15 protein-coding genes are annotated in these 22,738 nt (G+C 69.9%); 8 read left to right on the top strand and 7 right to left on the bottom strand.

Translation table 11 applies throughout. The annotated features are described in order from the left end of the window. Positions 1-81: 81 nt before the first annotated feature. From ACFV7R_RS17385 to ACFV7R_RS17370, 4 genes are all read left to right on the top strand, one after another. Positions 82-1,839, top strand: coding sequence for an SDR family oxidoreductase (locus ACFV7R_RS17385; protein WP_385264221.1), 1,758 nt, complete (start codon positions 82-84; stop codon positions 1,837-1,839). A 159-nt stretch (positions 1,840-1,998) separates the two neighbouring features. Next, positions 1,999-2,547, top strand: a complete 549-nt coding sequence (locus ACFV7R_RS17380) for an RNA 2'-phosphotransferase (protein WP_385264219.1) — start codon at positions 1,999-2,001, stop codon at positions 2,545-2,547. A 125-nt stretch (positions 2,548-2,672) separates the two neighbouring features. Then, positions 2,673-3,575, top strand: coding sequence for an LLM class flavin-dependent oxidoreductase (locus ACFV7R_RS17375; protein WP_385264217.1), 903 nt, complete (start codon positions 2,673-2,675; stop codon positions 3,573-3,575). Positions 3,576-3,651: 76 nt separating this feature from the next. Beyond that, positions 3,652-4,545: a Cof-type HAD-IIB family hydrolase gene (locus ACFV7R_RS17370; RefSeq protein WP_385264216.1), complete on the top strand. Its 894-nt coding sequence runs from the start codon at positions 3,652-3,654 to the stop codon at positions 4,543-4,545. Between the two features lie 42 nt (positions 4,546-4,587). Here the strand turns inward: ACFV7R_RS17370 and ACFV7R_RS17365 are convergent, their stop codons facing one another. The 5 genes from ACFV7R_RS17365 to hisC all read right to left on the bottom strand — a co-directional run bounded on the left by ACFV7R_RS17365 (position 4,588) and on the right by hisC (position 13,122). Next, positions 4,588-5,646 carry a M23 family metallopeptidase gene (locus tag ACFV7R_RS17365; RefSeq protein WP_385264215.1) on the bottom strand — a complete coding sequence of 353 codons (1,059 nt, stop codon included), beginning with the start codon at positions 5,644-5,646 and terminating at the stop codon, positions 4,588-4,590. Positions 5,647-5,745: 99 nt separating this feature from the next. After that, positions 5,746-9,246 (bottom strand): thiol reductant ABC exporter subunit CydD, encoded by a 3,501-nt coding sequence (cydD, locus tag ACFV7R_RS17360; RefSeq protein WP_385264214.1) that lies wholly within the window; start codon positions 9,244-9,246, stop codon positions 5,746-5,748. A 78-nt stretch (positions 9,247-9,324) separates the two neighbouring features. Next, the gene (gene cydB / locus ACFV7R_RS17355; RefSeq protein ID WP_385264212.1) at positions 9,325-10,344 is read right to left on the bottom strand and encodes a cytochrome d ubiquinol oxidase subunit II; all 1,020 of its coding nucleotides are present in this window, start codon (positions 10,342-10,344) and stop codon (positions 9,325-9,327) included. A gap of 20 nt (positions 10,345-10,364) precedes the next feature. Beyond that, positions 10,365-11,870: a cytochrome ubiquinol oxidase subunit I gene (locus ACFV7R_RS17350; protein ID WP_385264211.1), complete on the bottom strand. Its 1,506-nt coding sequence runs from the start codon at positions 11,868-11,870 to the stop codon at positions 10,365-10,367. 172 nt (positions 11,871-12,042) lie between these two features. Continuing rightward, positions 12,043-13,122, bottom strand: a complete 1,080-nt coding sequence (gene hisC / locus ACFV7R_RS17345; RefSeq protein WP_385264209.1) for a histidinol-phosphate transaminase — start codon at positions 13,120-13,122, stop codon at positions 12,043-12,045. 459 nt (positions 13,123-13,581) lie between these two features. On the opposite strand from hisC, the gene ACFV7R_RS17340 reads away from it, so the two are divergent. The 3 genes from ACFV7R_RS17340 to ACFV7R_RS17330 all read left to right on the top strand — a co-directional run bounded on the left by ACFV7R_RS17340 (position 13,582) and on the right by ACFV7R_RS17330 (position 17,071). Beyond that, positions 13,582-14,694, top strand: a complete 1,113-nt coding sequence (locus ACFV7R_RS17340) for a LacI family DNA-binding transcriptional regulator (protein WP_129798792.1) — start codon at positions 13,582-13,584, stop codon at positions 14,692-14,694. Positions 14,695-14,907: 213 nt separating this feature from the next. Continuing rightward, complete coding sequence (locus ACFV7R_RS17335) at positions 14,908-16,011, top strand: metallophosphoesterase (protein ID WP_385264208.1); 1,104 nt, start codon at positions 14,908-14,910, stop codon at positions 16,009-16,011. Between the two features lie 193 nt (positions 16,012-16,204). Next, complete coding sequence (locus tag ACFV7R_RS17330) at positions 16,205-17,071, top strand: hypothetical protein (protein ID WP_385264206.1); 867 nt, start codon at positions 16,205-16,207, stop codon at positions 17,069-17,071. A gap of 135 nt (positions 17,072-17,206) precedes the next feature. Here the strand turns inward: ACFV7R_RS17330 and ACFV7R_RS17325 are convergent, their stop codons facing one another. Both ACFV7R_RS17325 and thiC read right to left on the bottom strand, forming a co-directional pair. Beyond that, positions 17,207-18,631 (bottom strand): VWA domain-containing protein, encoded by a 1,425-nt coding sequence (locus ACFV7R_RS17325; RefSeq protein WP_385264205.1) that lies wholly within the window; start codon positions 18,629-18,631, stop codon positions 17,207-17,209. Positions 18,632-18,751: 120 nt separating this feature from the next. Then, positions 18,752-20,548: a phosphomethylpyrimidine synthase ThiC gene (thiC, locus tag ACFV7R_RS17320; protein WP_385264204.1), complete on the bottom strand. Its 1,797-nt coding sequence runs from the start codon at positions 20,546-20,548 to the stop codon at positions 18,752-18,754. Between the two features lie 253 nt (positions 20,549-20,801). Between thiC and ACFV7R_RS17315 the strand changes: the two genes are divergently transcribed. After that, the gene (locus ACFV7R_RS17315; RefSeq protein ID WP_385264202.1) at positions 20,802-22,652 is read left to right on the top strand and encodes a YibE/F family protein; all 1,851 of its coding nucleotides are present in this window, start codon (positions 20,802-20,804) and stop codon (positions 22,650-22,652) included. The last annotated feature ends 86 nt before the right edge of the window (positions 22,653-22,738 follow it).

The raw sequence follows: 22,738 nt of genomic DNA, 5'->3' as shown, positions 1-22,738 counted from the left end.
AGATTCGCCGATGTCTCGTGACGAGCACGTACCGCAGCCGAACGACAATGTGCCGCACATCAGGCGCTGGGCGGAGGAGAAGTGACGGTGCTGAAGGGCGCGCGGGAGCGCCGGGTGCGTACGGGCGGGGTCGAGCTGTGCGTGGCCGAGCTGGGGGACCCGGAGCGGCCGACGGTCGTGCTTGTGCACGGCTATCCGGACAGCAAGGAGGTCTGGTCCGAGGTGGCCGTCCGCCTCGCCGGCCGCTTCCACGTCGTGCTGTACGACGTGCGGGGCCACGGCCGGTCCACGGCGCCGCAGCCCCTGCGCGGCGGCTTCACCCTGGAGAAGCTGACGGACGACTTCCTCGCCGTCGCGGACGCGGTCAGCCCGGACCGTCCGGTGCACCTCGTGGGGCACGACTGGGGCTCGGTGCAGTCCTGGGAGTTCGTCACCGTCCGGCGCACCGAGGGCCGGATCGCGTCCTTCACCTCGATGTCCGGTCCTTCACTGGACCACTACGGCCACTGGATCCAGCGGCGCGTCAAGCGCCCGACCCCGCGCCGCGTCGGCCAGCTCCTGAGCCAGGGCGCCAAGTCCTGGTACGTGTACCTGCTGCACACGCCCGTGCTGCCCGAACTGGCCTGGCGAGGCCCCCTCGGCAAACACTGGCCGCGCATCCTGGAACGCGTCGAGAAGTTCCCCGGCGGCGGCTACCCGACCTCGTCGCTGCCCACCGACGCGGCGCACGGGGCGTGGCTGTACCGGGACAACGTACGGGCCCGGCTGCGCAGGCCCCGCCCGGACGCGTACGCGCACGCGCCCGTACAGCTCATCACGCCCCTGAAGGACGCGTTCCTGTCCGAGAAGCTCTACGACGAACTGGAACGGTGGGCTCCCCGGTTGACCCGCCGCTCGCTCCCGGCCAAGCACTGGATCCCGCGCACGCGCCCCGATCAGCTGGCCGCCTGGATCGAGGAGTTCGTGCTGGCGAACGAGTCGGGCAGGCCGGTGACCGAGGCGACCGGACGGTACGCCGACCGCTTCGGCGGTCAGCTCGTCCTGGTCACGGGCGCGGGCAGCGGCATCGGGCGGGCCACGGCGTTGGCGTTCGCCGAGGCCGGCGCGCGTGTGATCGCCGTCGACCGGGACGCGGAGGGGGCGGCCCGCACGGCGGAGAACTCCCGCCTGATCGGGGCTCCGGCGGCCTGGGCGGAGACCGTCGACGTCTCCGACGAGCAGGCCATGGAGAAACTCGCGGAGAAGGCCGCGACCGAGTACGGCGTGGTGGACGTCCTGGTGAACAACGCCGGAATCGGGCTGGCCGGCCCCTTCCTCGACACCACACCGGAGGACTGGCGCAAGGTCCTCGACGTCAATCTGTGGGGCGTGATCCACGGCTGCCGGCTGTTCGGCCGGCAGATGGCCGCGCGCGGGCAGGGCGGCCACATCGTCAACGTCGCCTCGGCGGCGGCGTACCAGCCCTCCAGGGCGCTGCCCGCGTACAGCACCTCCAAGGCCGCCGTGCTGATGCTGAGCGAGTGCCTGCGCGCCGAACTCGCCGGTCAGGACATCGGCGTCACGGCGATATGCCCCGGCTTCGTCAACACCGGCATCACGTCCACGGCTCGGTTCGTGGGCGTGGACGCGGAGGAGGAGAAGCGGCGCCAGAAGAGGTCCGCGCGCCTGTACGGGCTGCGGAACTACCCGCCGGAGAAGGTCGCCGACGCCGTCCTGCGGGCGGTGGTCCGCAACGAGGCGGTCGTTCCGGTGACGCCCGAGGCACGCGGCGCCCATCTGCTCGCCCGGTTCATGCCTCGGGCGTTGCGGAGGATCGCACGGGTGGAGCCGCCGTTGTGAGCGGGAGCCGGGCACGAGGCGCCCACACCCTGTGAGAGTTCCGGGCCGGTTGTCCACAGGAGCGCCCCTTTCCCTGTGGAAAACTCACCATGCTTGTGGATCAAACCTCTCGAGCAAAACAATGTGCGTGATCCACGTCTCGCCCGGCACGCTGGTGGGATGGATGAAAGACGCACCGTGAAGGTGTCGAAGTACCTCTCGAAGCATCTGCGCCACCAGCCCGAGCGGATCGGGCTCACGCTCGACGAGGGTGGCTGGGTCGAGATCGACACGCTGATCGCGGCGGCCGCCGCGCACGGCTTCCGGTTCACCCGGGAGGAACTCGACCACGTGGTCGCCACCAACGACAAGAAGCGCTTCGCGATCGAGGGCACGCGGATCCGCGCCAGCCAGGGGCACAGCGTCGAGGTGGACCTCGGACTGCCCCCGGCGACCCCGCCGTCGTACCTCTACCACGGCACGGTGGCCGGCAGCCTGGACGCGATCCGCGCCGACGGACTCCGGCCCATGAACCGCCACGACGTGCACCTCTCGGCCGACCGCGAGACCGCGACCCGGGTCGGCGCCCGCCGTGGCCGTCCCGTCGTGCTGTCGGTGGACGCCGGCGCGATGCACCGGGACGGCCACATCTTCAGGGTCAGCGCGAACGGGGTGTGGCTGACGCAGGCCGTCCCCCCGCAGTACCTGCGCTTTCCTGAGTCGCACTGAACCTCGCAGGATCGGTGGTACGGGCCATCAGTGGATCCCGATGATCACGCTCACCCCGCGGCTGAGCAGCCGCGTACGTTGAGCTGTTTCACGTGAAACAGCTCGGGCCGCTTAGGCTCGAGGGCATGACCTTGCGCCTGAGCACCGTGATCCTCCCGTACCGCCGCTGGCACGAGGGAGGCCGTGCGACGTGGCAGCGCGCGGAGCAGCTCGGCTTCCACGGCGCCTTCACCTACGACCACCTGTCCTGGCGCAGCTTCCGGGACGGCCCGTGGTTCGGTGCCGTGCCGACGCTGACCGCCGCCGCAGCCGTCACCGACCGGCTGCGCCTGGGCACCCTGGTCACCTCACCGAACTTCCGCCACCCGGTGACCCTCGCCAAGGAGCTGATCTCCCTGGACGACATCTCCGGCGGGCGGATCACGCTCGGCATCGGCGCGGGCGGTACCGGCTACGACGCCACGGCCCTGGGGCAGGAGGCCTGGACCCCGCGGGAGCGTGCCGACCGGTTCGGCGAGTTCGTGCCGCTGCTGGACCGGCTGCTGACCGAGGACGCGGTGTCGTACGAGGGCAACTTCTACTCGGCGCACGAGGCACGCAACATCCCGGGCTGTGTGCAGCGCCCCCGGCTGCCCTTCGCGGTGGCCGCCACCGGCCCGCGCGGGCTGCGGCTCGCGGCGCGCTACGGGCAGGCGTGGGTGACCACCGGCGATCCCAAGCTGTACGAGAACGGCACCCCCGAGCAGTCGGTTCAGGCCATTCGCAGGCAGGCCGAGAATCTCGCCGCCGCATGCGCCGAGATCGGCCGCGACGCCTCGGCGATGGACAAGATCCTGCTCACCGGTTTCACTCCGGACCGTGGCCGGCCGTTGCAGTCCCTCGACGCGTTCGTGGACTTTGCGGGACGGCATCAGGAACTGGGCTTCACCGAGATCGTGATCCACTGGCCCGTCCCCGACTCCGACTTCGCCGCGGAGGACAAGGTCTTCGAGCAGATCGCCATGGAGGCACTGGCTCAGCTGGGCTGAGTCCGCCGATCGCAACGGCACAGGTGAGGGCGGTATCCACTCACCTGTGCGGACTCCTGCACGCCGGTGCGGGCATATGCGCGAGAATGGCGCGGTGACCTCAGCGACTCGACAGCCCGAGACCCCGGCCTCCCCCATGGTTCCGCCCCGGCTGATCGCCACCGACCTCGACGGCACGCTGCTGCGGGACGACAAGTCGGTGTCGCCGCGCACGGTCGCCGCCCTCGCGGCCGCCGAGGACGCGGGCATCGAGGTCTTCTTCGTCACCGGCCGCCCGGCCCGCTGGATGGACGTCGTCAGTGACCATGTCCATGGTCATGGCCTGGCGATCTGCGGCAACGGTGCCGCGGTGGTGGACCTGCACGGCGGCCCCGGCACCCATCGGTTCGTGAAGGTCCGGGAGCTTGCCCGGGAGAACGCCCTGGACGCCGTACGGCTGCTGCGCGACGCGGCCCCGGGCACGGTGTACGCCGTCGAGCAGACGTACGGCTTCTACCAGGAACCCGCCTATCCGAAGCTGCACATGGAGACGCCGGACATGCTCGCTCCGGCCGAGCAGCTCCTGGCGCCCGACGCGCCCGGCGCCGACGAGCCGGTGCTCAAGATCCTCGCCTATCACCCCGAGATCGACCCGGACGCCTTCCTCACCCTCGCCCGGCTCGCCATCGGCGATCGCGCCAACGTCACCCGCTCCAGTCCCAGCGCCCTGCTGGAGATCAGTGGGCCGGGTGTCTCCAAGGCCAGCACACTCGCCTTGTGCTGTGCCGAGCGCGGCATCTCGCACGAGGAGGTCGTCGCCTTCGGTGACATGCCCAACGACGTCGAGATGCTCACCTGGGCGGGCCAGTCGTACGCCATGGGCAACGCGCACCCGGACGTGATTGCCGCGGCCTCGGGGCGGACGGTCGCGAACAACGAGGACGGGGTCGCGGTCGTGATCGAGGAGCTGCTGGCGGAGCGGGTGCAGTAGCCGTCCCGCACCGCCGGCATCCCCGGCGGTGCCTCCACCGGGTCACAGTTCCACACCCCGTGCAGCCAGCCACCGCACCGGATCCACCCCTGCACCCAGTTCGGGGGCGACCCGCACCTCGAAGTGCAGGTGCGGGCCGGTCGAGTTGCCGGTGGTGCCCGACTGCCCGATCCACTGCCCCGGCAGCACACGATCCCCTTGGTCGACGGCGACCGAGGCGAGATGCGCGTACTGCGTGTAGTAGCCGCCTGGATGCTCGATCACGATCTCGATCCCGAAGGCGCCCCCGCACGACACCCTCATCACCCTGCCCGCGCCGACCGCCCGCACCGGCGTACCGATCGGCACCGCGAAATCCTGCCCCGTGTGCCGGTTCGCCCATCGCGCACCACCCGTGCCGAACCCGGCGGACAGCACGTACGTCTTCAGCGGCGCGACCCAGTCGCGTGTGAAGGAATCCTTCGGCTGGTCGAGCCGCACCGCACCACGACAGGCGCCCGCCCTGGCGGAGGCGTTCGCCTGCCCCTGCAGCCGCCACCGCGCCTCTTCGAGCTTCTGCTCGATGCTCTTCTTCAGCTTGGCCAGCTCAGCGTTCCGTTTCTCCAGGTCCTGCCACGCCGCCGCAGCCCTCGCCTCGTCCGCCGCGAGCCGGGTCTCCGCGCGGCGGCTCTTGTCGATCGCGTTGTCGACGACGAGATCCGCCTTCCTCACGGCATGCTCACGCTCCATCAGTTTTTCCGGGTCGTCCGCGAGGATCATGCGCGCGGTGAGGGGAAGGTCCCCGCCGGTGCGGTACTGGGCGCGCGCAAGCCGGCCCAGGTCCTCGCGCAGCACTGCGATCTCCCGCCGCTCACGGTCGAGGAGCCCTTCGAGCCGCCGGGCCCGTGCCCGCTGCACCCTCGCCTCGCGCCGCCCCTCCTCGTACTGCTGCGTGGCCACGGCCGTGTCCTCGTACAGCTGCGCCACCTCGGTGCCGACGCCGACGTCCCCGCGGCCGTCCTCCGGGCTGTGCCGGGACTCCTCGGCGGGCCGGGCCGCGAGCAACGCGAACGCGCAGAGCAGCACCGAAACAAGCAGCGGACAGCGGCGAGATGAACGCATGACAGCGATCGTGGCCCGCGCGGGCAGCCCGATCCCGTTCCAGTCGTACGCATGGCGCGCAAACGCCTACGGATGGAGCAGCGCAAATATGGCGAATGGCTACAGGATCGACGCTGCTTCGGTCAGCTCGGACTGCGCCTCCCGCTTCGCCATCGCCCGCAGCGGCCCGTCCACGGCGACCAGCTCCGCGTAGGAACCGCGCTGCACCACCCGCCCCTCGTCGAGCACGATCACTTCGTCCACGGTCTCCAGCCCGGCCAGCCGGTGTGTGATGAGCAGCGTCGTACGGCCCTCGGTGGCGGCCAGCAGATCGGCGGTGAGCGCGTCCGCCGTCGGCAGGTCGAGGTGCTCGGCGGGCTCGTCGAGGACGAGGACGGGGAAGTCCGCCAGCAGCGCCCGGGCCAGCGCGAGCCGCTGCCGCTGCCCGCCGGACAGCCGCGCTCCGTACTCACCGACCAGCGTGTCGAGGCCGTCGGGCAGTGCGTCGGCCCAGTCGAGCAGCCGGGCCCGCGTGAGCGCGTCACGCAGCTCGCCCTCGGTCGCGTCCCGCTTCGCGAGGAGCAGGTTCTCCCGCACCGAGCTGTCGAAGAGGTGCGCGTCCTGCGCGCACAGTCCGACCAGCCGCCGTACGTCGTCGCTGTCCAGGGCGTACGCGTCCACGCCGGCCAGCGTGTACGAGCCTGCGTGCGCGTCCAGGAACCGCAGCAGTACCTGCGCCAGCGTCGTCTTGCCGGCCCCGGACGGGCCGACCACCGCGATGCGGCGCCCCTTGTCGAGCGTCAGGTCGAACCCGGCGAGTGCGTCCTGGTCCTGTCCCGCGTGCCGGGCGGCCAGGCCCTTGAGGACGAGCGGGAACGGCGACACGGGCGCCTGCCGGGGCTGCTCCGGTTCGCGTACCGGCTCGGGGGCGTCCAGCACCTCGTGGACACGCTCGGCGCTCCTGCACACCCGCTGCCGGAACTGCACGGCGAGCGGCATCCCGAGCACGGCCTCGAAGGCGGCCAGCGGGGTGAGGACGACCACGGCCAGTGCCACGCCGCTCAGCCGTGCGTCGGCGACCGCCTGAACGCCCACCAGGGCGGCTCCGGCGACGGTCAGGCCGGAGATCAGCGCGGTGAGTCCGTCGCCCAGAGCGGTGGCGGTGGCGGCGCGCGAGGCGATCCGGGTGAGTGTCGCGTCGGCCCGCCGGGTCTCGGCGGTACGGGCGGGCAGCGCCCCGGCGACGGTGAGCTCCGCGGTGCCGGTGAGCAGGTCGGCCACGCGGGTCGCGAGCACCCCTCGGGCGGGGGCCAGCCTGCGCTCCGCCCGCCGCGCCACGGCACCGGTGACCAGCGGGACACCGGCCCCGGCCGCGAGCAGCCCGACGGCGAGCACCGCCCCGGCCTCGGGCAGCAGCCAGGCGGTGAAGCCGACGGAGGCCGCGGAGACGGCGACCGCTGCGCCGGCCGGGAGCAGCCACCGCAGCCAGTAGTCCTGCAGGGCGTCCACATCGGACACGAGCCGCGACAGCAGGTCGCCCCGTCGGGCCCGGCGCAGCCCGGCGGGCGCGAGCCGCTCCAGTCGGCGGTACACGGCGACCCGGGTGTCGGCCAGCATCCGCAGCACGGCGTCGTGCGATACGAGCCGCTCCGCGTACCGGAACACCGCCCGACCGATTCCGAAGGCCCGCGTGGCCGTCACGGCGACCATCAGATACAGCACGGGCGGGTGCTGCGAGGCCCGGGAGATGAGCCATCCGGACGTGGCCATCAGTCCGACGGCGCTGCCCAGCGCGAGGCTGCCGAGCAGAAGGGCGAGTCCGAGCCGGCCGCGCCGGGCCCCGGACATGGCCCGGACGCGGGCGAGGACGCCGCCGCTGTGCGCCGCGGGTTCGGACGCGGGTTCCTCCTGCGCGGCCTCGGGTGCCGGGGCGGACTCGATCGGACGCGCCGTGGACGCCCGGGGCCCGGTTTCCACGCGTGAGGCGAGGGCGGGCTCCTCGAGCCGCACCACCCGGTCCGCCACCTCCAGCAGCGCCGGCCGGTGCACCACCAGCAGAACGGTCCGGCCTGCCGCCAGTCGCCGCACCGCCTCGACCACCTCGGCCTCGGTCGCTCCGTCGAGCGCGGCGGTCGGTTCGTCGAGCAGCAGCACAGGCCGGTCGGCGAGGAAGGCCCGCGCCAGCGCGAGCCGCTGCCGCTGCCCGGCGGACAGCCCGGCCCCGTCCTCGCCCAGCACGGTCTCGACACCCTGGGGGAGGGCGTCCACGAACGTGAGCGCTCCCGCGTCCTGAAGCGCCTGCCGTACGGCTGCGTCGTCCGCGTCGGGACGGGCGAGTCGTACGTTCTCGGCGATCGTCCCGGCGTACAGGTGCGGCCGCTGCGGCACCCACGCGATGCGCGACCGCCACTGCTCCAGGTCGGCCTCGGTGAGATCGACTCCCCCGATCCGCACCCGGCCCTCGGTCGGCCGCACAAACCCCAGCAGTACGTTCAGCAGTGTCGACTTGCCCACGCCGCTCGGCCCGACGAGCGCGACGGTCTCCCCGGGCTCGACGGTGAAGGTCGCATCGGACACGGCCTCGGCGGTGCGGCCCGGATACCGGACCGTCACGCCTTCGAAGGCCACCGCGCCCGTCGGCACGGCCCTGGTTCCCGACGCCGGTACCGGAGTCTCCAGAACCGAGAAGATCTCCTCGGCCGCGGCCAGCCCCTCGGCCGCCGCGTGGTACTGCGCGCCCACCTGCCGCAACGGCAGATACGCCTCCGGCGCGAGGATCAGGATGACCAGGCCGATGTACAGGTCCATGTCGCCGTGCACGAGCCGCATGCCGATGGTCACGGCGACCAGCGCGACCGAGATCGTGGCGAGCAGCTCCAGCGCGAACGACGACAGGAACGCGATCCGCAGCGTTCGCATCGTCGCCTGCCGGTACTCGCCGGTGATACGCCGGATCGACTCGGCCTGCGCCTTGGCCCTTCCGAACACCTTCAGGGTCGGAAGCCCGGCGACCACATCCAGGAAGTGCCCCGACAACCGGGACAGCAGCCGCCACTGACGGTCCATCCGGGACTCGGTGGCCCAGCCGATCAGCATCATGAAAACGGGGATGAGCGGCAGCGTGCCGACGATGATGGCGGCGGAGACCCAGTCCTCGGTGACGATCCGGGCGAGCACCGCCACGGGAACGACCACCGCGAGCCCCAACTGCGGCAGATAGCGCGAAAAGTAGTCGTCGAGGGCGTCGACTCCGCGCGTGGCGAGGGCGACCAGCGATCCGGTGCGCTGCCCGCTCAGCCATCCCGGCCCCAGTTGGGCGGAGCGCTCCAGCAGCCGCCTCCGAAGCTCCGACTTCACCGCCGCGCTCGCCCGGTGTGCGGCGAGCTCCGTGAGCCAGGAGACCAGCGCGCGGCCACCGGCGACGGCCACCAACAGCAGCAGGGGAGTGCGCAGTTCGGCGACGGACATCCCGTGCTGGAACGCACCGACCACCGTCTCGGCGATCAGCATCGCCTGCGCGATGACCAACCCGGCACCGACGGCACCCAGGCCGACGACCGCCATCAGGAAGAACCGGGTGGCGCGGGCGTATCGGAGCAGTCGCGGGTCGATCGGTTTCACGTGAAACACACCCTCTTCTCAAGAAGCTTGAAGGGGCCTGAAGAGGCATGTTTCACGTGAAACATGCCTCTCTCGGACTCAGTGTGCGGATCCAGCGGCAGCATCCGCGGCGATGTGCTGTGTTCCGATCCGCTTGCGGAACACCCAGTAGGTCCACGACTGGTACAGCACGACGAGCGGCGCAGCGATCCCGGCACACCAGGTCATGATCTTCAGGGTGTACGGGGTCGACGAGGCGTTGGTGACCGTGAGACTCCACTCCTCATTGAGCGAAGAGGGCATGACGTCGGGGAAGAGCGACAGGAAGAGCATCGCGACGGCGGCCACGACGGTGACGCCGGACAGCGCGAACGCCCAGCCCTCACGCCCGGCCTGGTTCGCCACCAGCGCCACGACCAGGGCGGCGACCGCCACGATCATCGCGACAAGGCTCTTGCCGTCCCCGCTGTCGGCCTGGGTCCAGAGCAGGAAGACCAGGGCCAGCCCGGCCGTGAGCAGACCGACCTGGAGCGCCAGCTTCCGTGCCCGCTCCCGAATCTCCCCGACGGTCTTGAGTGCCGTGAACACCGCACCGTGGAAGGTGAACAGCGTCAGCGTCACGAGGCCACCGAGAAGCGCGTACGGGTTGAGCAGGTCCCAGAGGTTTCCGACGTACTCGAAGTTCTGGTCGATCTTCACGCCGCGAACGATGTTGCCGAAGGCCACGCCCCACAGGAACGCCGGGATGAGCGAGCACCAGAAGATCGCGTTCTCCCAGTTGCGCTGCCAGTTCTCCTCGGGTCGCTTGTGCCGGTACTCGAAGGCGACACCCCGGACGATCAAGCAGACCAGGATGAGCAGCAATGGCAGGTAGAAGCCCGAGAAGAGCGTGGCGTACCACTCCGGAAAGGCGGCGAAGGTCGCGCCGCCGGCCGAGATCAACCACACCTCGTTGCCGTCCCAGACCGGCCCGATCGTGTTGATCAGCACCCGCTTCTCGGACCGGTTGCGGGCGAGCAGCTTGGTGAGGACGCCGACCCCGAAGTCGAAGCCCTCGAGGAAGAAGTAGCCGATCCACAGGACGGCGATCAGGACGAACCAGACGTCGTGCAGTTCCATGACTGTGCAGCTCCCTCGGCCTAGTACGAGAAGGCCATCGGCTTGTCGGCGTCACGGGAGTCGCCGCCGATCTTCGTGGGCGGGTTGAGGTCGGCCTCGGTCAGCTCGGGCGGGCCGGCCTTGACGTACTTCGCGAGCAGCCTGACCTCGATCACGGCGAGGATCGCGTAGAGCGTCGTGAAGACGATCATCGAGGTGAGCACTTCGCCCGTGGAGACACCGGGGGAGACCGCGTCGCGGGTCTGGAACAGGCCGTAGACGACCCACGGCTGACGGCCCATCTCGGTGAAGATCCAGCCCCAGGCGTTGGCGATCAGCGGAAACGCCATCGTCCAGAGCGCAAGCAGCCAGTACAGCCGGCTGAGCCTCGACCCGAGTGGCTTCCTCAGCAGCACCAGATGCGGCATCTCGTCCTCCCCGGTCCGCAGGGCGGCCGGCAGCAGGAACTTCTTCCGCGTGAGCCACAGCCCCAGCAGGCCCAGGGAGAGGGACGCCATGCCGAAGCCGATCATCCACCGGAAGCCCCAGTAGGCGACGGGGACGATGGGCTTGTAGTCACCCGGCCCGAACTTCTCCTGCAGGGCCTTGTTGGTGTCGTGGATGCCGGGCACATACGACTCGAAGTCGCTGTGGGCGAGGAAGGACAGCAGCCCGGGTATCTCCAGGGCGACCTTGTTGTGCCCCTTGTCGACGTCCCCGTACGCGAAGACGGAGAACGGCGCCGGGCTCTCGCCCTCCCACAGGGCCTCGGCGGCGGCCATCTTCATCGGCTGCTGCTCGTACATGACCTTGCCGAGGGTGTCCCCGCTGACCGCGGTGAACAGACCGCCGACCGCCAGGGTGACCAGGCCGAGCCGGAGCGACGTCCGCATCACCGGGATGTGCTTCTTGCGCATCAGGTGGAAGGCGGCGATGCCCACCATGAAGGCGCCACCCGTCAGGAAGGCGGCCGAGAAGCTGTGGAAGACCTGGTTGAGCGTCGTGTTCTGGGTGAGGACCAGCCAGAAGTCGGTGAGCTCGGCGCGGCCCTTCTCCTCGTTGATCCGGTAGCCGACCGGGTGCTGCATCCAGGAGTTCGCCGCGAGGATGAAGTACGCCGACAGAAGCGTGCCGATCGAGACCATCCAGATGCAGGCCAGGTGGATCTTCTTCGGCAGCTTGTCCCAGCCGAAGATCCACAGCCCGATGAAGGTGGACTCGAAGAAGAAGGCGATCAGGGCCTCGAAGGCGAGGGGAGCACCGAAGACATCGCCGACGAAGCGCGAGTAGTCGGACCAGTTCATGCCGAACTGGAACTCCTGCACGATGCCGGTGACGACACCCATCGCGATGTTGATCAGGAAGAGCTTGCCCCAGAACTTGGTCGCCTTGAGGTACTTCTCCTTCTCCGTACGCACCCACGCGGTCTGCAGGCCGGCCGTGAGGGCAGCGAGCGAGATCGTCAGGGGGACGAACAGGAAGTGGTAGACGGTGGTGATGCCGAACTGCCAGCGCGCCAGCGTCTCCGGCGCCAAAGCCAAGTCCACGTCGTCTCTCCTTACGTCGCCGTGGGGGCGCTTGTGAACGCGTTCACATTCACAAGCAATTATGGCGCACTGTCTTTCGATGCCTCGAAGGGGGGTCCCCCACGGACCTACACCGGGCTCGCGAAGCGGCGAGAGCCGCCTCACGAGCCCGTTCCACGCCGTCGGCGACCGCCTAGAACTCCTTGCGGAACCCTTCCGTCACCTTCAGGAGGATGTCGTTCGCCTCGGTCTCCCCGACCGTCACCCGCACACCCTCGCCGGGAAACGGCCGTACGATCACACCTGCCGCCTCACACGCCTCCGTGAAGGCGACCGCGCGCTCCCCCAGCGGCAGCCACACGAAGTTGGCCTGGGACTCGGGCAGCGTCCAGCCCTGGCCGCGCAGCCCGTCGACCACGCGGTTGCGCTCGCCGACCAGCGAACCGACCCGTCCGAACAGCTCGTCCTCGGCGCGCAGCGAGGCGATCGCCGCCTCCTGGGCAATCCGGCTCACCCCGAACGGCACGGCCGTCTTGCGCAGCGCAGCCGCGACCGGCTCGTGGGCGATGGCGAAGCCGACGCGCAGGCCGGCCAGCCCGTACGCCTTCGAGAACGTCCGCAGGACACAGACGTTGGGCCGGTTCCGGTACAGCTCGACACCGTCCGGCACCTCGGGGTCGCGGATGAACTCGCGGTACGCCTCGTCGAGCACGACGACCACGTCGCTCGGCACCCGGTCGAGGAAGCGCTCGAGCTCGGCCCGTCGGACGACGGTGCCCGTGGGGTTGTTGGGGTTGCAGACGATGACCAGACGGGTCCGGTCCGTGATCGCGTCCGCCATCGCGTCCAGGTCGTGCACCGCGCCCGGCGTCAGCGGTACCTGCACGGACGTCGCACCGCTGATCTGCGTGATGATCGGGTACGCCTCGAAGGAGCGCCACGCATAGATCACCTCGTCACCGGGGCCGCTGGTGGCCTGGATCAACTGCTGGGCGACACCGACCGAGCCGGTGCCGGTGGCCAGATGCGAGACAGGGACGCCGAACCGGTCGGACAGCTCGTTCATCAGGTCCGTGCAGGCCAGGTCCGGGTAGCGGTTGAAGGACGAGGCCGCCGCCGTCACGGCCTCCATCACGCCGGGCAGCGGCGGATAGGGGTTCTCGTTGGAGGACAGCTTGTAGGCCACGGGGCCGCCGGCCGCGGCCGGCTTGCCCGGCTTGTAGGTGGGGATCCCCTCCAGCTCGGCGCGCAGCTTCGGGCTCGTCTCGCTCACCGCAGTCCTCCTCGCGACCACCGGCAGCCCTGACTGCCGCCGGCTTCCAATGCTTCTCACCTTATGAGGATTCGGCGCGGCTGCGTATGGCCCGGCAGTAACTGCGCACACCTCCTCGTGCGGCCTCCGTGTGTGCCGGACGAACCCCATCTGCCTCACTGGCATCAGGGGCATCATCGTATGAAGGGGGTGAATCGGGGGGCGTGCTGCACATATATCTACGCGCCGGTGGCTCACGCCGTAGCGCGCATCACCCGTGCAGGTGAGTTGAGACCTCTTCGAAACATCGACCACTTGGCAGGCCTGTGCGCTCCGACACGTCAAGTACTGCAACTGAATGGGTCAACACCCTTGCATTCCAAGGAATTTGACGCTCAATGGCCTTGCAGAAACGTGCCTGTCAACGGGTGCATATGCGTCCGCACTACCCCACCATGTGAGCCCTACTATCGGCTCGCCATGACAGCAGCAGGGAAGCACCAGGTGAGCCGCGCGGAAACCTCACGTCGAGGCAGTCGGCCGGGCCGGGCGGGCATCAGAGACGTGGCCGCCGCCGCCGGGGTCTCCATCACGACCGTCTCCGACGCCCTCAACGGCAAGGGCCGGCTCCCCGACGCCACCCGACGCCATGTCCGCGAGGTCGCCGACCGACTGGGGTACCGCCCCTCGGCCGCCGCCCGCACCCTCCGTACCGGCAAGTCCGGACTGATCGGTCTGACCGTGACGACATACGGGGATGAACCTTTCACCTTCACGGAGTTCGCGTACTTCGCCGAGATGGCCCGCGCCGCCACCTCCGCCGCGCTCGCCCGTGGTTACGCCCTCGTCATCCTGCCCGCGACCTCGCGTCACGACGTGTGGTCGAACGTCGCCCTCGACGGGACCGTGGTCATCGACCCGTCCGACCAGGACCCGGTCGTCAGCGAACTCGTCCGGCAGGGTCTCCCGGTCGTCTCCGACGGCCGGCCGGCCGGCACGCTCCCGGTCACGGCCTGGGTCGACAACGACCACGAGGCCGCCGTCCTCGGCATCCTCGACCACCTGGCCGAAGCGGGCGCCCGGCGCATCGGCCTGCTGACCGGCACCACGACCGACACGTACACGCACCTGTCCACCACCGCGTATCTGCACTGGTGCGAACGCGTCGGCCAGGACCCCGTCTACGAGGCCTACCCGGCGCACGACCCGTGCGCGGGCGCCGTCGCCGCCGACCGGCTGCTGGCCCGCCCCGACCGACCGGACGCCGTCTACGGCCTGTTCGACCCGAACGGCACCGACCTGCTCGCCGCCGCCCGCCGCTACGGACTGCGCGTACCGGACGATCTGCTGCTGGTCTGCTGCAGCGAGTCCACCGTGTACGCCAACACCGAGCCGGCCATCACCACGCTCTCCCTGAAGCCGCGCCGCATCGGCACGGCCGTGGTCCAGCTGCTCATCGACGCCATCGAAGGCATGGAATCGGACCGTCCGGTCGAGCAGGTGATACCGACCGAGCTGATCGTGCGGACCTCGTCGCAGCGGCGTTCCCCGCGCACGACGGTCAGCCCGCCGCGGTCGCCCGACCACGGGTAGAGCGGGGCGGTCACCCGGGAGGGGGTCGGCGCGGGGCGGTCACCAGGCGGGCAAAGCCCTGCCCAATCGGGGCGAAAGCCGCGGTGAACTGGAGTCTTGCTCCGATTCACTACCCCTGGGTCATCACACAGCGCGATCCGCATTCCTATGATGGGCCCACGACACCGCGGGCCGCTGCGACCAGGCAGTCCGAAGCGGTGCAGATGCGGCGCGATGGTGGAGGGGTCGATGACTCAGGGGGCCGGTCAGGGACCCGAGGTGGAGCGGACGGCGACGCTGCGCGACTTCCGGGTGCCCGCGTACGTGCACGAGACCGGTCCGTACGTCCACAGCACGCATCCCGGCGAGGCCATCAGCCCCGTCGCGGAACCGGTCGGCCCCCCGGAGGGGTACACCCCCACGGAGCGCGACCTGCCCGTCATCCGTCGGGGTGACACGCTTCAGGTGACCGTCGACCCCACGCCCGCCCCCACGCCGGCCCCGCAGCCCGGCACCGGCCCCGGCCCCCTCTACGTCGTGGGCGACGTCCACGGCTACCTCGAGGAGCTGGTGGCCGCCCTGCAGGAGAAGGGCCTCATCGACGCCGCCGGCCAGTGGTGCGCCGGCACCGCCCGGCTGTGGTTCCTCGGCGACTTCACCGACCGCGGTCCGGACGGCATCGGCGTCATCGACCTCGTGATGCGGCTGTCCGCCGAGGCCGCCGCGGCCGGCGGCTACTGCAAGGCCCTGATGGGCAACCACGAACTGCTGCTGCTCGGCGCCAAGCGATTCGGCGACACCCCCGTCAACTCCGGCGCGGGCACCGCCACCTTCCAGGCGGCCTGGCTGCTCAACGGCGGCCAGAAGGCCGACATGGACCGCCTCCAGGACCACCATCTGCAGTGGATGGCCCGCCTCGACGCCGTCGAGGAGGTCGACGGCCATCTGCTCGTCCACTCGGACACCACCGCCTACCTCGAGTACGGCAACTCCATCGAGGAAGTCAACGACAACGTCCGCGAGACCCTCACCCGTAACGACGCGGACGAAGTCTGGGACCTGTTCCGCAAGTTCACCAAGCGCTTCTCCTTCCGCGACGAGGGCGGCGCCGACGCCGTACGCTCCCTCCTCGATACGTACGGCGGTACCCGCATCGTTCACGGCCACAGCCCCATTCCGTATCTGCTGGGCGAGGTCGGCTCCGAGGAGGGCGAGGACAGCGCCGGTCCCGTGGTCGAGGGACCGCACGTCTACGCCGACGGCCTCGCCATCGCCATGGACGGCGGAGTGACCATGGCCGGAAAGCTACTGGTCCAGCAACTTCCCCTGGATATCTGAGGGTTTACCGGGCAGGCGTACCGCGACGGCGGACCGGCGCACGACGGTGCAGGCCAGGGCCCAATTTCTGGAAACCCCCTGTCACGGCGCACCGTCACCGCTCTACCATCGGCTTATCCGTAGCAGGCTCCCCTCCGTTTCTGCCCAACGGCTCGTCAGCGTGCGAGCCACCAGCCCTACGGAGCATCGGGGGATGCACATGAACAGCGTTCCGCAGCACCTGTTGAGCGAGGACCGCCAGGAATACGAGCGGATCCTCGATGAGGCGCTGCGCTCCGCACCACAACGCCCGGAACTGGCCGCTGTCGGACAGCGGCTCAACCCTGAACAGCTGCGCACCATGGCGCTCAACGCCACCGCATTCATCACGGCGGCCGCGGCGACCGAGTACCAGCACTACGTGAAGGTCCGCGAGGAACTGCGCCGCCCGGCGCCGTCCACCCCGTCGTCCGCCCGCGAGTCCGGCTCCACGGAGCCCGGCACGGGCGCGGTGGGGCTCGCCACCACTATGGGAGAGGTCGCCGAAACCGCCGGCGCGGGCGCCGTCGCCGTCGTCGCGGTCCTCGCCCCCGTCCTGGCCGGAACGGCCGCGGCGATCTTCCTGCTCGTCGGCTACATCCTGAAGATGCTGACCCCCGAGCCGGCCTTCGCCGAGACCATGCTCACCACCGGGTGGGTGTTCGGCGCCGTCACCGCGGTCGCGATCCTGGTCGCCGCCGTCGGGCTGCTGCTCACCGCACTGCGCAACCGGCCCTCGCTGGAGGCCGGTCCGTACGGCGAGCTCAGCGGCGAGGTGGCCAAGGCCAGGGAAGCCTGGCAGGAGGCCCTGCTGGAGAACGGCATCCTGCCGTTTCTGCGGGAGGCCCTCGCCGACCCCGGCCCGGCCGCACTGCATCGTACAGCCCCGTCGGCGCCGACCAGTCGTATCCCGCACCTCGGCTACGGCCGCCCGGGCTTCACCAGCCCCGGCGACGGCCCGGAACCGGGCTCGCGCCCGAGCTTCACGAGCCCGGACTACACGAGCCCGGAGTTCGGGGGGCCCGAGCACCAGCCGGAGTAACCCTCGGCTTGCGCCCCCACCCAGGGGAGCGCAAGCCGAACACACTCCGCTGTACCTGCGGCTGTGCGTGGCCATGCCGACCGCACGGGCCACCCGCCTGCCGTGGTGCTCTGCGCGTCGGGCGGCGACATCCGGTCAGAGGATGCCCGCCTGGCGGGCCGCGGCCATCCAGCTCGGAAACTCCGACAGAAGCCGGTCGTACAGCTCCTGATCGGGGACCGTGCTGATGTCGTCGACCGCGAAGAAGCCCACGTTGTCGACACGACGGCCGGGCAGGGTGTCGAACCGCTCCAGCACGCCGTAGTTGGACCGCCCCAGACCCACGAACTGCCAGAAGATCGGTTCCTCCACTGCCTCCCGCAGCTCTCGCTCGATCTGGGCGTTGCGGTAGACACCTCCGTCGGAGAAGAAGAGCACGAGTGTGGGAGCCGCGGCCGGGTTCTCCCGGACGTATGTCCGGACCTGGGCGATCACCTTCTGTTCCTCGTTCTGGATACCGATCATCCGCATGTCGACCTGACCTGCCTCGAGGCCCTTCTTCGCCTTCTTGCGGCCAAAAAGGCTCAGTTCACCGACCCGGACATGCAGCCGCAGCCACTCCGGCAGCTCTCCGATCCGGAGATCAGGCAGCCGGGCTGCGTTCGAGGCGAACGTCCAGGCCTGCATCTCGCCGTCGTCGTCGAGTTGTGCGGCGACAGCGGCCATGCGCTCCACCACGTCCCTCACGATGCCGCGGGAGTACAGGGACGACATGGAGCCCGAGGCGTCGAGAACCAGGATGACGCGCGCGGTGGTTCCGGCGACCCCGTGCTTGGTCAGGCTCACCGCCACCTGCTGCTTGCGCAGGGACAGCCGCTTGCGCATGTCCACGGGCAAGTGTTCCTCGCCCTTGGTCAGGCGGGGTGTGGTGGGTGAGGGTGGTGTCGTCGGAGGTGCGGTGGGTGGCACCGTCGGTGGGGCCGGCGGGGCGGATGGTGTCGGCGGGGTTTGAACAGGTGCCGTCGGCTGGACCGGCACGGCCGGCGGAGCGTCGTCGACCGTGATGCCGAAATCGGTGGCCAGGCCCGCCAGCCCGGAGGCGTACCCCTGCCCGACCGCACGGAACTTCCACCGCCCCTGCCGTAGGTACAGCTCACCTCCGATGAACGCGGTCTCCGCCCCGGCCTCCATCTCGAACCGGGCGAGCTCGGTCCGCGTCCCGTCGTCGAGCAGCCTCAGCATCAGTCCGGGCACCTGCCCGAACGTCCCGTCGTCGGCCGACGCACACAGCACGATCCGTTCGACGGCCGGTTCCAGTGAACCGAGGTCCACCGCGATCGTGTCGGAGGTGGCCCCGGCGGCACGCTGTTTCCCCAGGTGGGTCACAGCATCGGACGCGTGGTTCGGCTGGTTGTAGAAGACGAAGTCACCGTCGTCCCGAACGCGTCCGGCCGCGGTGAGCAGCAATGCGGAGGCGTCGACGTCGGGCACGCCCGGCCCTTCGGACCAGGAGAGCTCGACGCGTACCGCCCGGGCATCGATGGGAAGGTTGGCACCCTTGCTCAGTGAAGTCGCTGCCATGAAGTCAGTCTGCCGAGCCGAGAGAGCCGAGGCGCGGCTTTCCCGAGGACCGGCCTGACCGGGGTGACACGGCGCCCCGGCGGACCGGGGCACCGCAACCTGGTCTCGGCCTGACGGTCTTCAGTCCGCGATCGGCAGATACACGCGGTTACCCGCGGCCGCGAACTCCTTCGACTTCTGTGCCATCCCCTCCTCGACCTCCGCCCGCGTTCCGCCGTGTTCGCGGCGGATGTCCTGGGAGATCTTCATCGAACAGAACTTCGGCCCGCACATCGAGCAGAAGTGAGCCGTCTTGGCGGGTTCGGCCGGCAGGGTCTCGTCGTGGAACTCCCGTGCCGTGTCCGGGTCGAGGGCGAGGTTGAACTGGTCCTCCCACCGGAACTCGAAGCGGGCGTCGGACAGCGCGTCGTCCCATTCCTGTGCACCGGGGTGCCCCTTGGCGAGGTCGGCTGCGTGGGCGGCGATCTTGTAGGTGATGACGCCGGTCTTGACGTCGTCACGGTTGGGTAGGCCCAAGTGCTCCTTGGGCGTGACATAGCAGAGCATGGCCGTGCCCCACCAGGCGATCATCGCGGCACCGATGCCGGAGGTGATGTGGTCGTACGCCGGCGCGACGTCCGTCGTCAGCGGGCCGAGCGTATAGAACGGAGCTTCATCACAGATCTCCTGCTGAAGGTCGATGTTCTCCTTGATCTTGTGCATCGGGACATGGCCCGGGCCCTCGATCATGGTCTGAACATGGAAACGCTTCGCGATTCGGTTGAGTTCCCCGAGAGTTCGGAGTTCCGCGAACTGCGCCTCGTCGTTGGCGTCCGCGATCGAGCCCGGCCGCAGGCCGTCGCCCAGCGAATAGGTGACGTCGTAGGCGGCGAGGATCTCGCAGAGTTCCTCGAAGTTCTCGTACAGGAACGACTCCTTGTGGTGCGCCAGGCACCACGCGGCCATGATCGAGCCGCCGCGCGAGACGATGCCGGTCTTGCGGTTCGCCGTCAGCGGCACGTACGGAAGGCGCACTCCGGCGTGCACCGTCATGTAGTCCACGCCCTGCTCGGCCTGCTCGATGACCGTGTCCTTGTAGATCTCCCAGGTCAGCTCCTCGGCCCTGCCGTCGACCTTTTCGAGGGCCTGGTAGAGCGGCACCGTGCCGATGGGGACAGGGGAGTTGCGCAGCACCCACTCGCGGGTGGTGTGGATGTTGCGGCCGGTGGACAGGTCCATGACCGTGTCGGCCCCCCAGCGGGTGGCCCAGGTCATCTTCTCGACCTCCTCCTCGATGGAGGAGGTCACCGCGGAATTGCCGATGTTGGCGTTGACCTTGACCAGGAACCGCTTGCCGATGATCATCGGCTCGATCTCCGGGTGGTTCACATTCGCGGGGAGGACCGCCCGGCCCGCCGCGATCTCCTCGCGGACCACCTCGGGCGAAACGTTCTCCCGCAGGGCCACGAACTCCATCTCAGGCGTGATCTCGCCCTGGCGGGCATACGCCAGCTGCGTGACCGCCTTCTCGCCACGGCTGCGGCGCGGCTGGCGCGGCCGGCCGGGGAAGACCGCGTCGAGGTTGCGCAGGCCGCCGCGCGGCGAGGTGTGCTTGATCCCGTCGTCCTCGGGACGGACGGGACGGCCCGCGTACTCCTCGGTGTCGCCGCGAGCGATGATCCAGTTCTCCCGCAGTGGCGGCAACCCCCGGCGGACATCGGTGTCGACGAGTGGATCGGTGTACGGGCCTGAGGTGTCGTACAAGGTCACCGACTGCCCGTTGGTGAGGTGCACCTGACGGACCGGCACGCGCAGATCGGGGCGTGAGCCTTCGACGTACGCCTTGTGCCAGCCGATGGACTTCCCGGCCTCCCCGTTGCTCGCGTCGTTGGTCGCGTTCTGCGTGGAGGCAGGCGTGCGTGCGTCCTTGTTGGTCATGAGACCGTCTCCCTACGCCGGCATTACCCGGTAACAGGTTCGGCGGTCGACGCAGCGATTTCCGTTTGCCGACGTTTCATGGGAAACATCACTCATGCACAGTGATGTTCCACGTGAAACATCGCGAAGACGGAGGTCAGCGCCCTCTCAGCCCGGTGCTCCGAGCTCCCGCGTGTACAAAGGTGCCCCCACGCTAGCGTCAATTCGGGCGCGCTGAACAGAGGGCCCCGGCCGTTCTTGGGATGATCGGTCGGTGACCACGAATCAGCAGCCCCCGTTCCCGCCGCCCGAACCCCCGCGCGGAACCGGCCCCGGCATGGGCCCCGGAACCGGCTCTGGAGCGGACAACGGCCGTGGTGACGGCCGCGGCGCCGGTGGCGGGCACGGTTTTGGTGGCGGACAGGACTTCGGTGACTTCGGTGCCGGATATGGGGCCGGGGCCGGTGGTGAGTACCGGTCCGGTGCCCGTGGTGAGTACAGGTCCGGAGCCGGTGATGGATACAGATCCGGAGCCCATGACGGATACGGGTCCGGGGCCGCGGGTGGACAAGAGCGCGGGCCGGGTTCCGGGGTCGGCGACCGGCAATCCGGGGCTGGCGGCGGCCACAACCCGGGGGGCGGACCGAGACAGGGATCTGGCAGAGGGCCGGGGAACGGCTCTGGAGGCTGGCCCGACCAAGGCTCCGGTAGCGGACCGGCGCAGGGCTCCGGTGGACCGGCACAGGACTCCGGTGGCGGACCTGGGCGGGGATCCGGTGGGCCGGGACAAGGATCAGGAGCCGGATCCGGTGCCGGGCACTCCCACAGTCACGGTCATGGGCCCGCGGCTCCCGTCTCCATGCACCTGCGCAAGGTGATCGCGGCGGTCCTCATCCCGTTCGCCGCTGCCGTGGTGGTCGGCCTCGCGGTGCTCTGGCCCGGTGGCGCCCCACCGCACGAGCGCACCGGCGTCGGCTTCGACCGGCAGACCCAGCAGGCCACGGTCACCAAGATCGAGGAGTTGCCCTGCGACTCGGTCAACGCCTCGGCGGACACACCGAACGGCGACACTTCCACCGCCGAGGGCTCCTCGGCACAGCAGCAGGCGAACGGCCTGTGCAAGAGGGCGACGATCCGGATCGACACCGGCAAGGACAAAGGCCGTACGTTCACCGAGATCGTGCAGCCGGACCAGTCACGGCAGCTGCACGAGGGCCAGAAGGTCGTGGCCGCCTACGAGCCTTCCGCCCCTGAGGACCTGCAGTACTCCGTCACCGACGTGAACCGCAGGCTCCCGATGGCACTGCTCGCCGGCATCTTCGCGGTGGCCGTCGTGGCTGTCGGCCGGATGCGCGGCCTCATGGCGCTCATCTCGCTGGCCATCAGCTTTCTGGTGCTGAACTTCTTCATCCTTCCCGCAATCCTCCAGGGTTCGAACCCGCTGGTCGTCGCGGTGGTCGGGGCGAGCGCCATCATGCTGGTCGCCCTGTACCTGTGCCACGGTCTGTCGGCCCGAACATCCGTTGCGGTGCTCGGCACCCTTGTCTCGCTGCTGCTGATCGGGGTGCTCGGTTCGCTGTTCATCGACTGGGCCGCGCTCACCGGCAACACCGACGACAACACGGGTCTGATCCATGGCCTGTATCCGGCGATCGACATGAGCGGTCTGCTGCTGGCCGGCATCATCATCGGTTCACTCGGTGTGCTCGACGACGTGACGGTCACGCAGACCTCGGCGGTCTGGGAGTTGCACGAGGCCAACCCGACGATGGGCTGGCGCGGGCTGTACCGGGCGGGCATCCGCATCGGCCGCGACCACATCGCCTCGGTCGTCAACACGCTCGTCCTCGCCTACGCGGGCGCCGCACTGCCGCTGTTGCTGCTCTTCTCGATTGCGCAGAGCAGCGTGGGGACGGTCGCCAACAGCGAGCTGGTCGCCGAAGAGATCGTGCGCACGCTGGTGGGGTCGATCGGTCTGGTGGCATCGGTCCCGGTCACCACGGGACTCGCGGCCCTGGTGGTCTCCGCCGACCGGCACAGGACGGAGTCGGCGACACCGGCGACGGCCGGGGGTGGCCCGGCTGCGGCGGCACGCGGCGGGAAGGGACGGCGACGCAAGCACTGAAGCGGATGCGGGAGACGTCGCCGCGCGGCAGGCGAGAAGGCAGGAGGCACCAGCTTGAGAGGCCGCCCCGGCTCCTCCCGAGGAGA

The sequence above is a fragment of the Streptomyces sp. NPDC059866 genome (assembly GCF_042731325.1).
GTDB lineage: Bacteria > Actinomycetota > Actinomycetes > Streptomycetales > Streptomycetaceae > Streptomyces > Streptomyces flavusporus.
Note: the sequence above shows the minus strand (reverse complement) of the source record. Positions and strands in the feature narration are given on the sequence as shown.

What these genes read in the sequence shown, in the direction of transcription:
- ACFV7R_RS17325 (WP_385264205.1), bottom strand. Translation starts at nt 18,631, where the DNA reads ATGGCAGCGACTTCACTGAGCAAGGGTGCCAACCTTCCCATCGATGCC.
- ACFV7R_RS17365 (WP_385264215.1), bottom strand. Translation starts at nt 5,646, where the DNA reads ATGCGTTCATCTCGCCGCTGTCCGCTGCTTGTTTCGGTGCTGCTCTGC.
- ACFV7R_RS17330 (WP_385264206.1), top strand. Translation starts at nt 16,205, where the DNA reads ATGCACATGAACAGCGTTCCGCAGCACCTGTTGAGCGAGGACCGCCAG.
- ACFV7R_RS17335 (WP_385264208.1), top strand. Translation starts at nt 14,908, where the DNA reads ATGGTGGAGGGGTCGATGACTCAGGGGGCCGGTCAGGGACCCGAGGTG.
- ACFV7R_RS17370 (WP_385264216.1), top strand. Translation starts at nt 3,652, where the DNA reads ATGCGCGAGAATGGCGCGGTGACCTCAGCGACTCGACAGCCCGAGACC.
- ACFV7R_RS17340 (WP_129798792.1), top strand. Translation starts at nt 13,582, where the DNA reads ATGACAGCAGCAGGGAAGCACCAGGTGAGCCGCGCGGAAACCTCACGT.
- ACFV7R_RS17375 (WP_385264217.1), top strand. Translation starts at nt 2,673, where the DNA reads ATGACCTTGCGCCTGAGCACCGTGATCCTCCCGTACCGCCGCTGGCAC.
- ACFV7R_RS17380 (WP_385264219.1), top strand. Translation starts at nt 1,999, where the DNA reads ATGGATGAAAGACGCACCGTGAAGGTGTCGAAGTACCTCTCGAAGCAT.
- thiC (WP_385264204.1), bottom strand. Translation starts at nt 20,548, where the DNA reads ATGACCAACAAGGACGCACGCACGCCTGCCTCCACGCAGAACGCGACC.
- cydB (WP_385264212.1), bottom strand. Translation starts at nt 10,344, where the DNA reads ATGGAACTGCACGACGTCTGGTTCGTCCTGATCGCCGTCCTGTGGATC.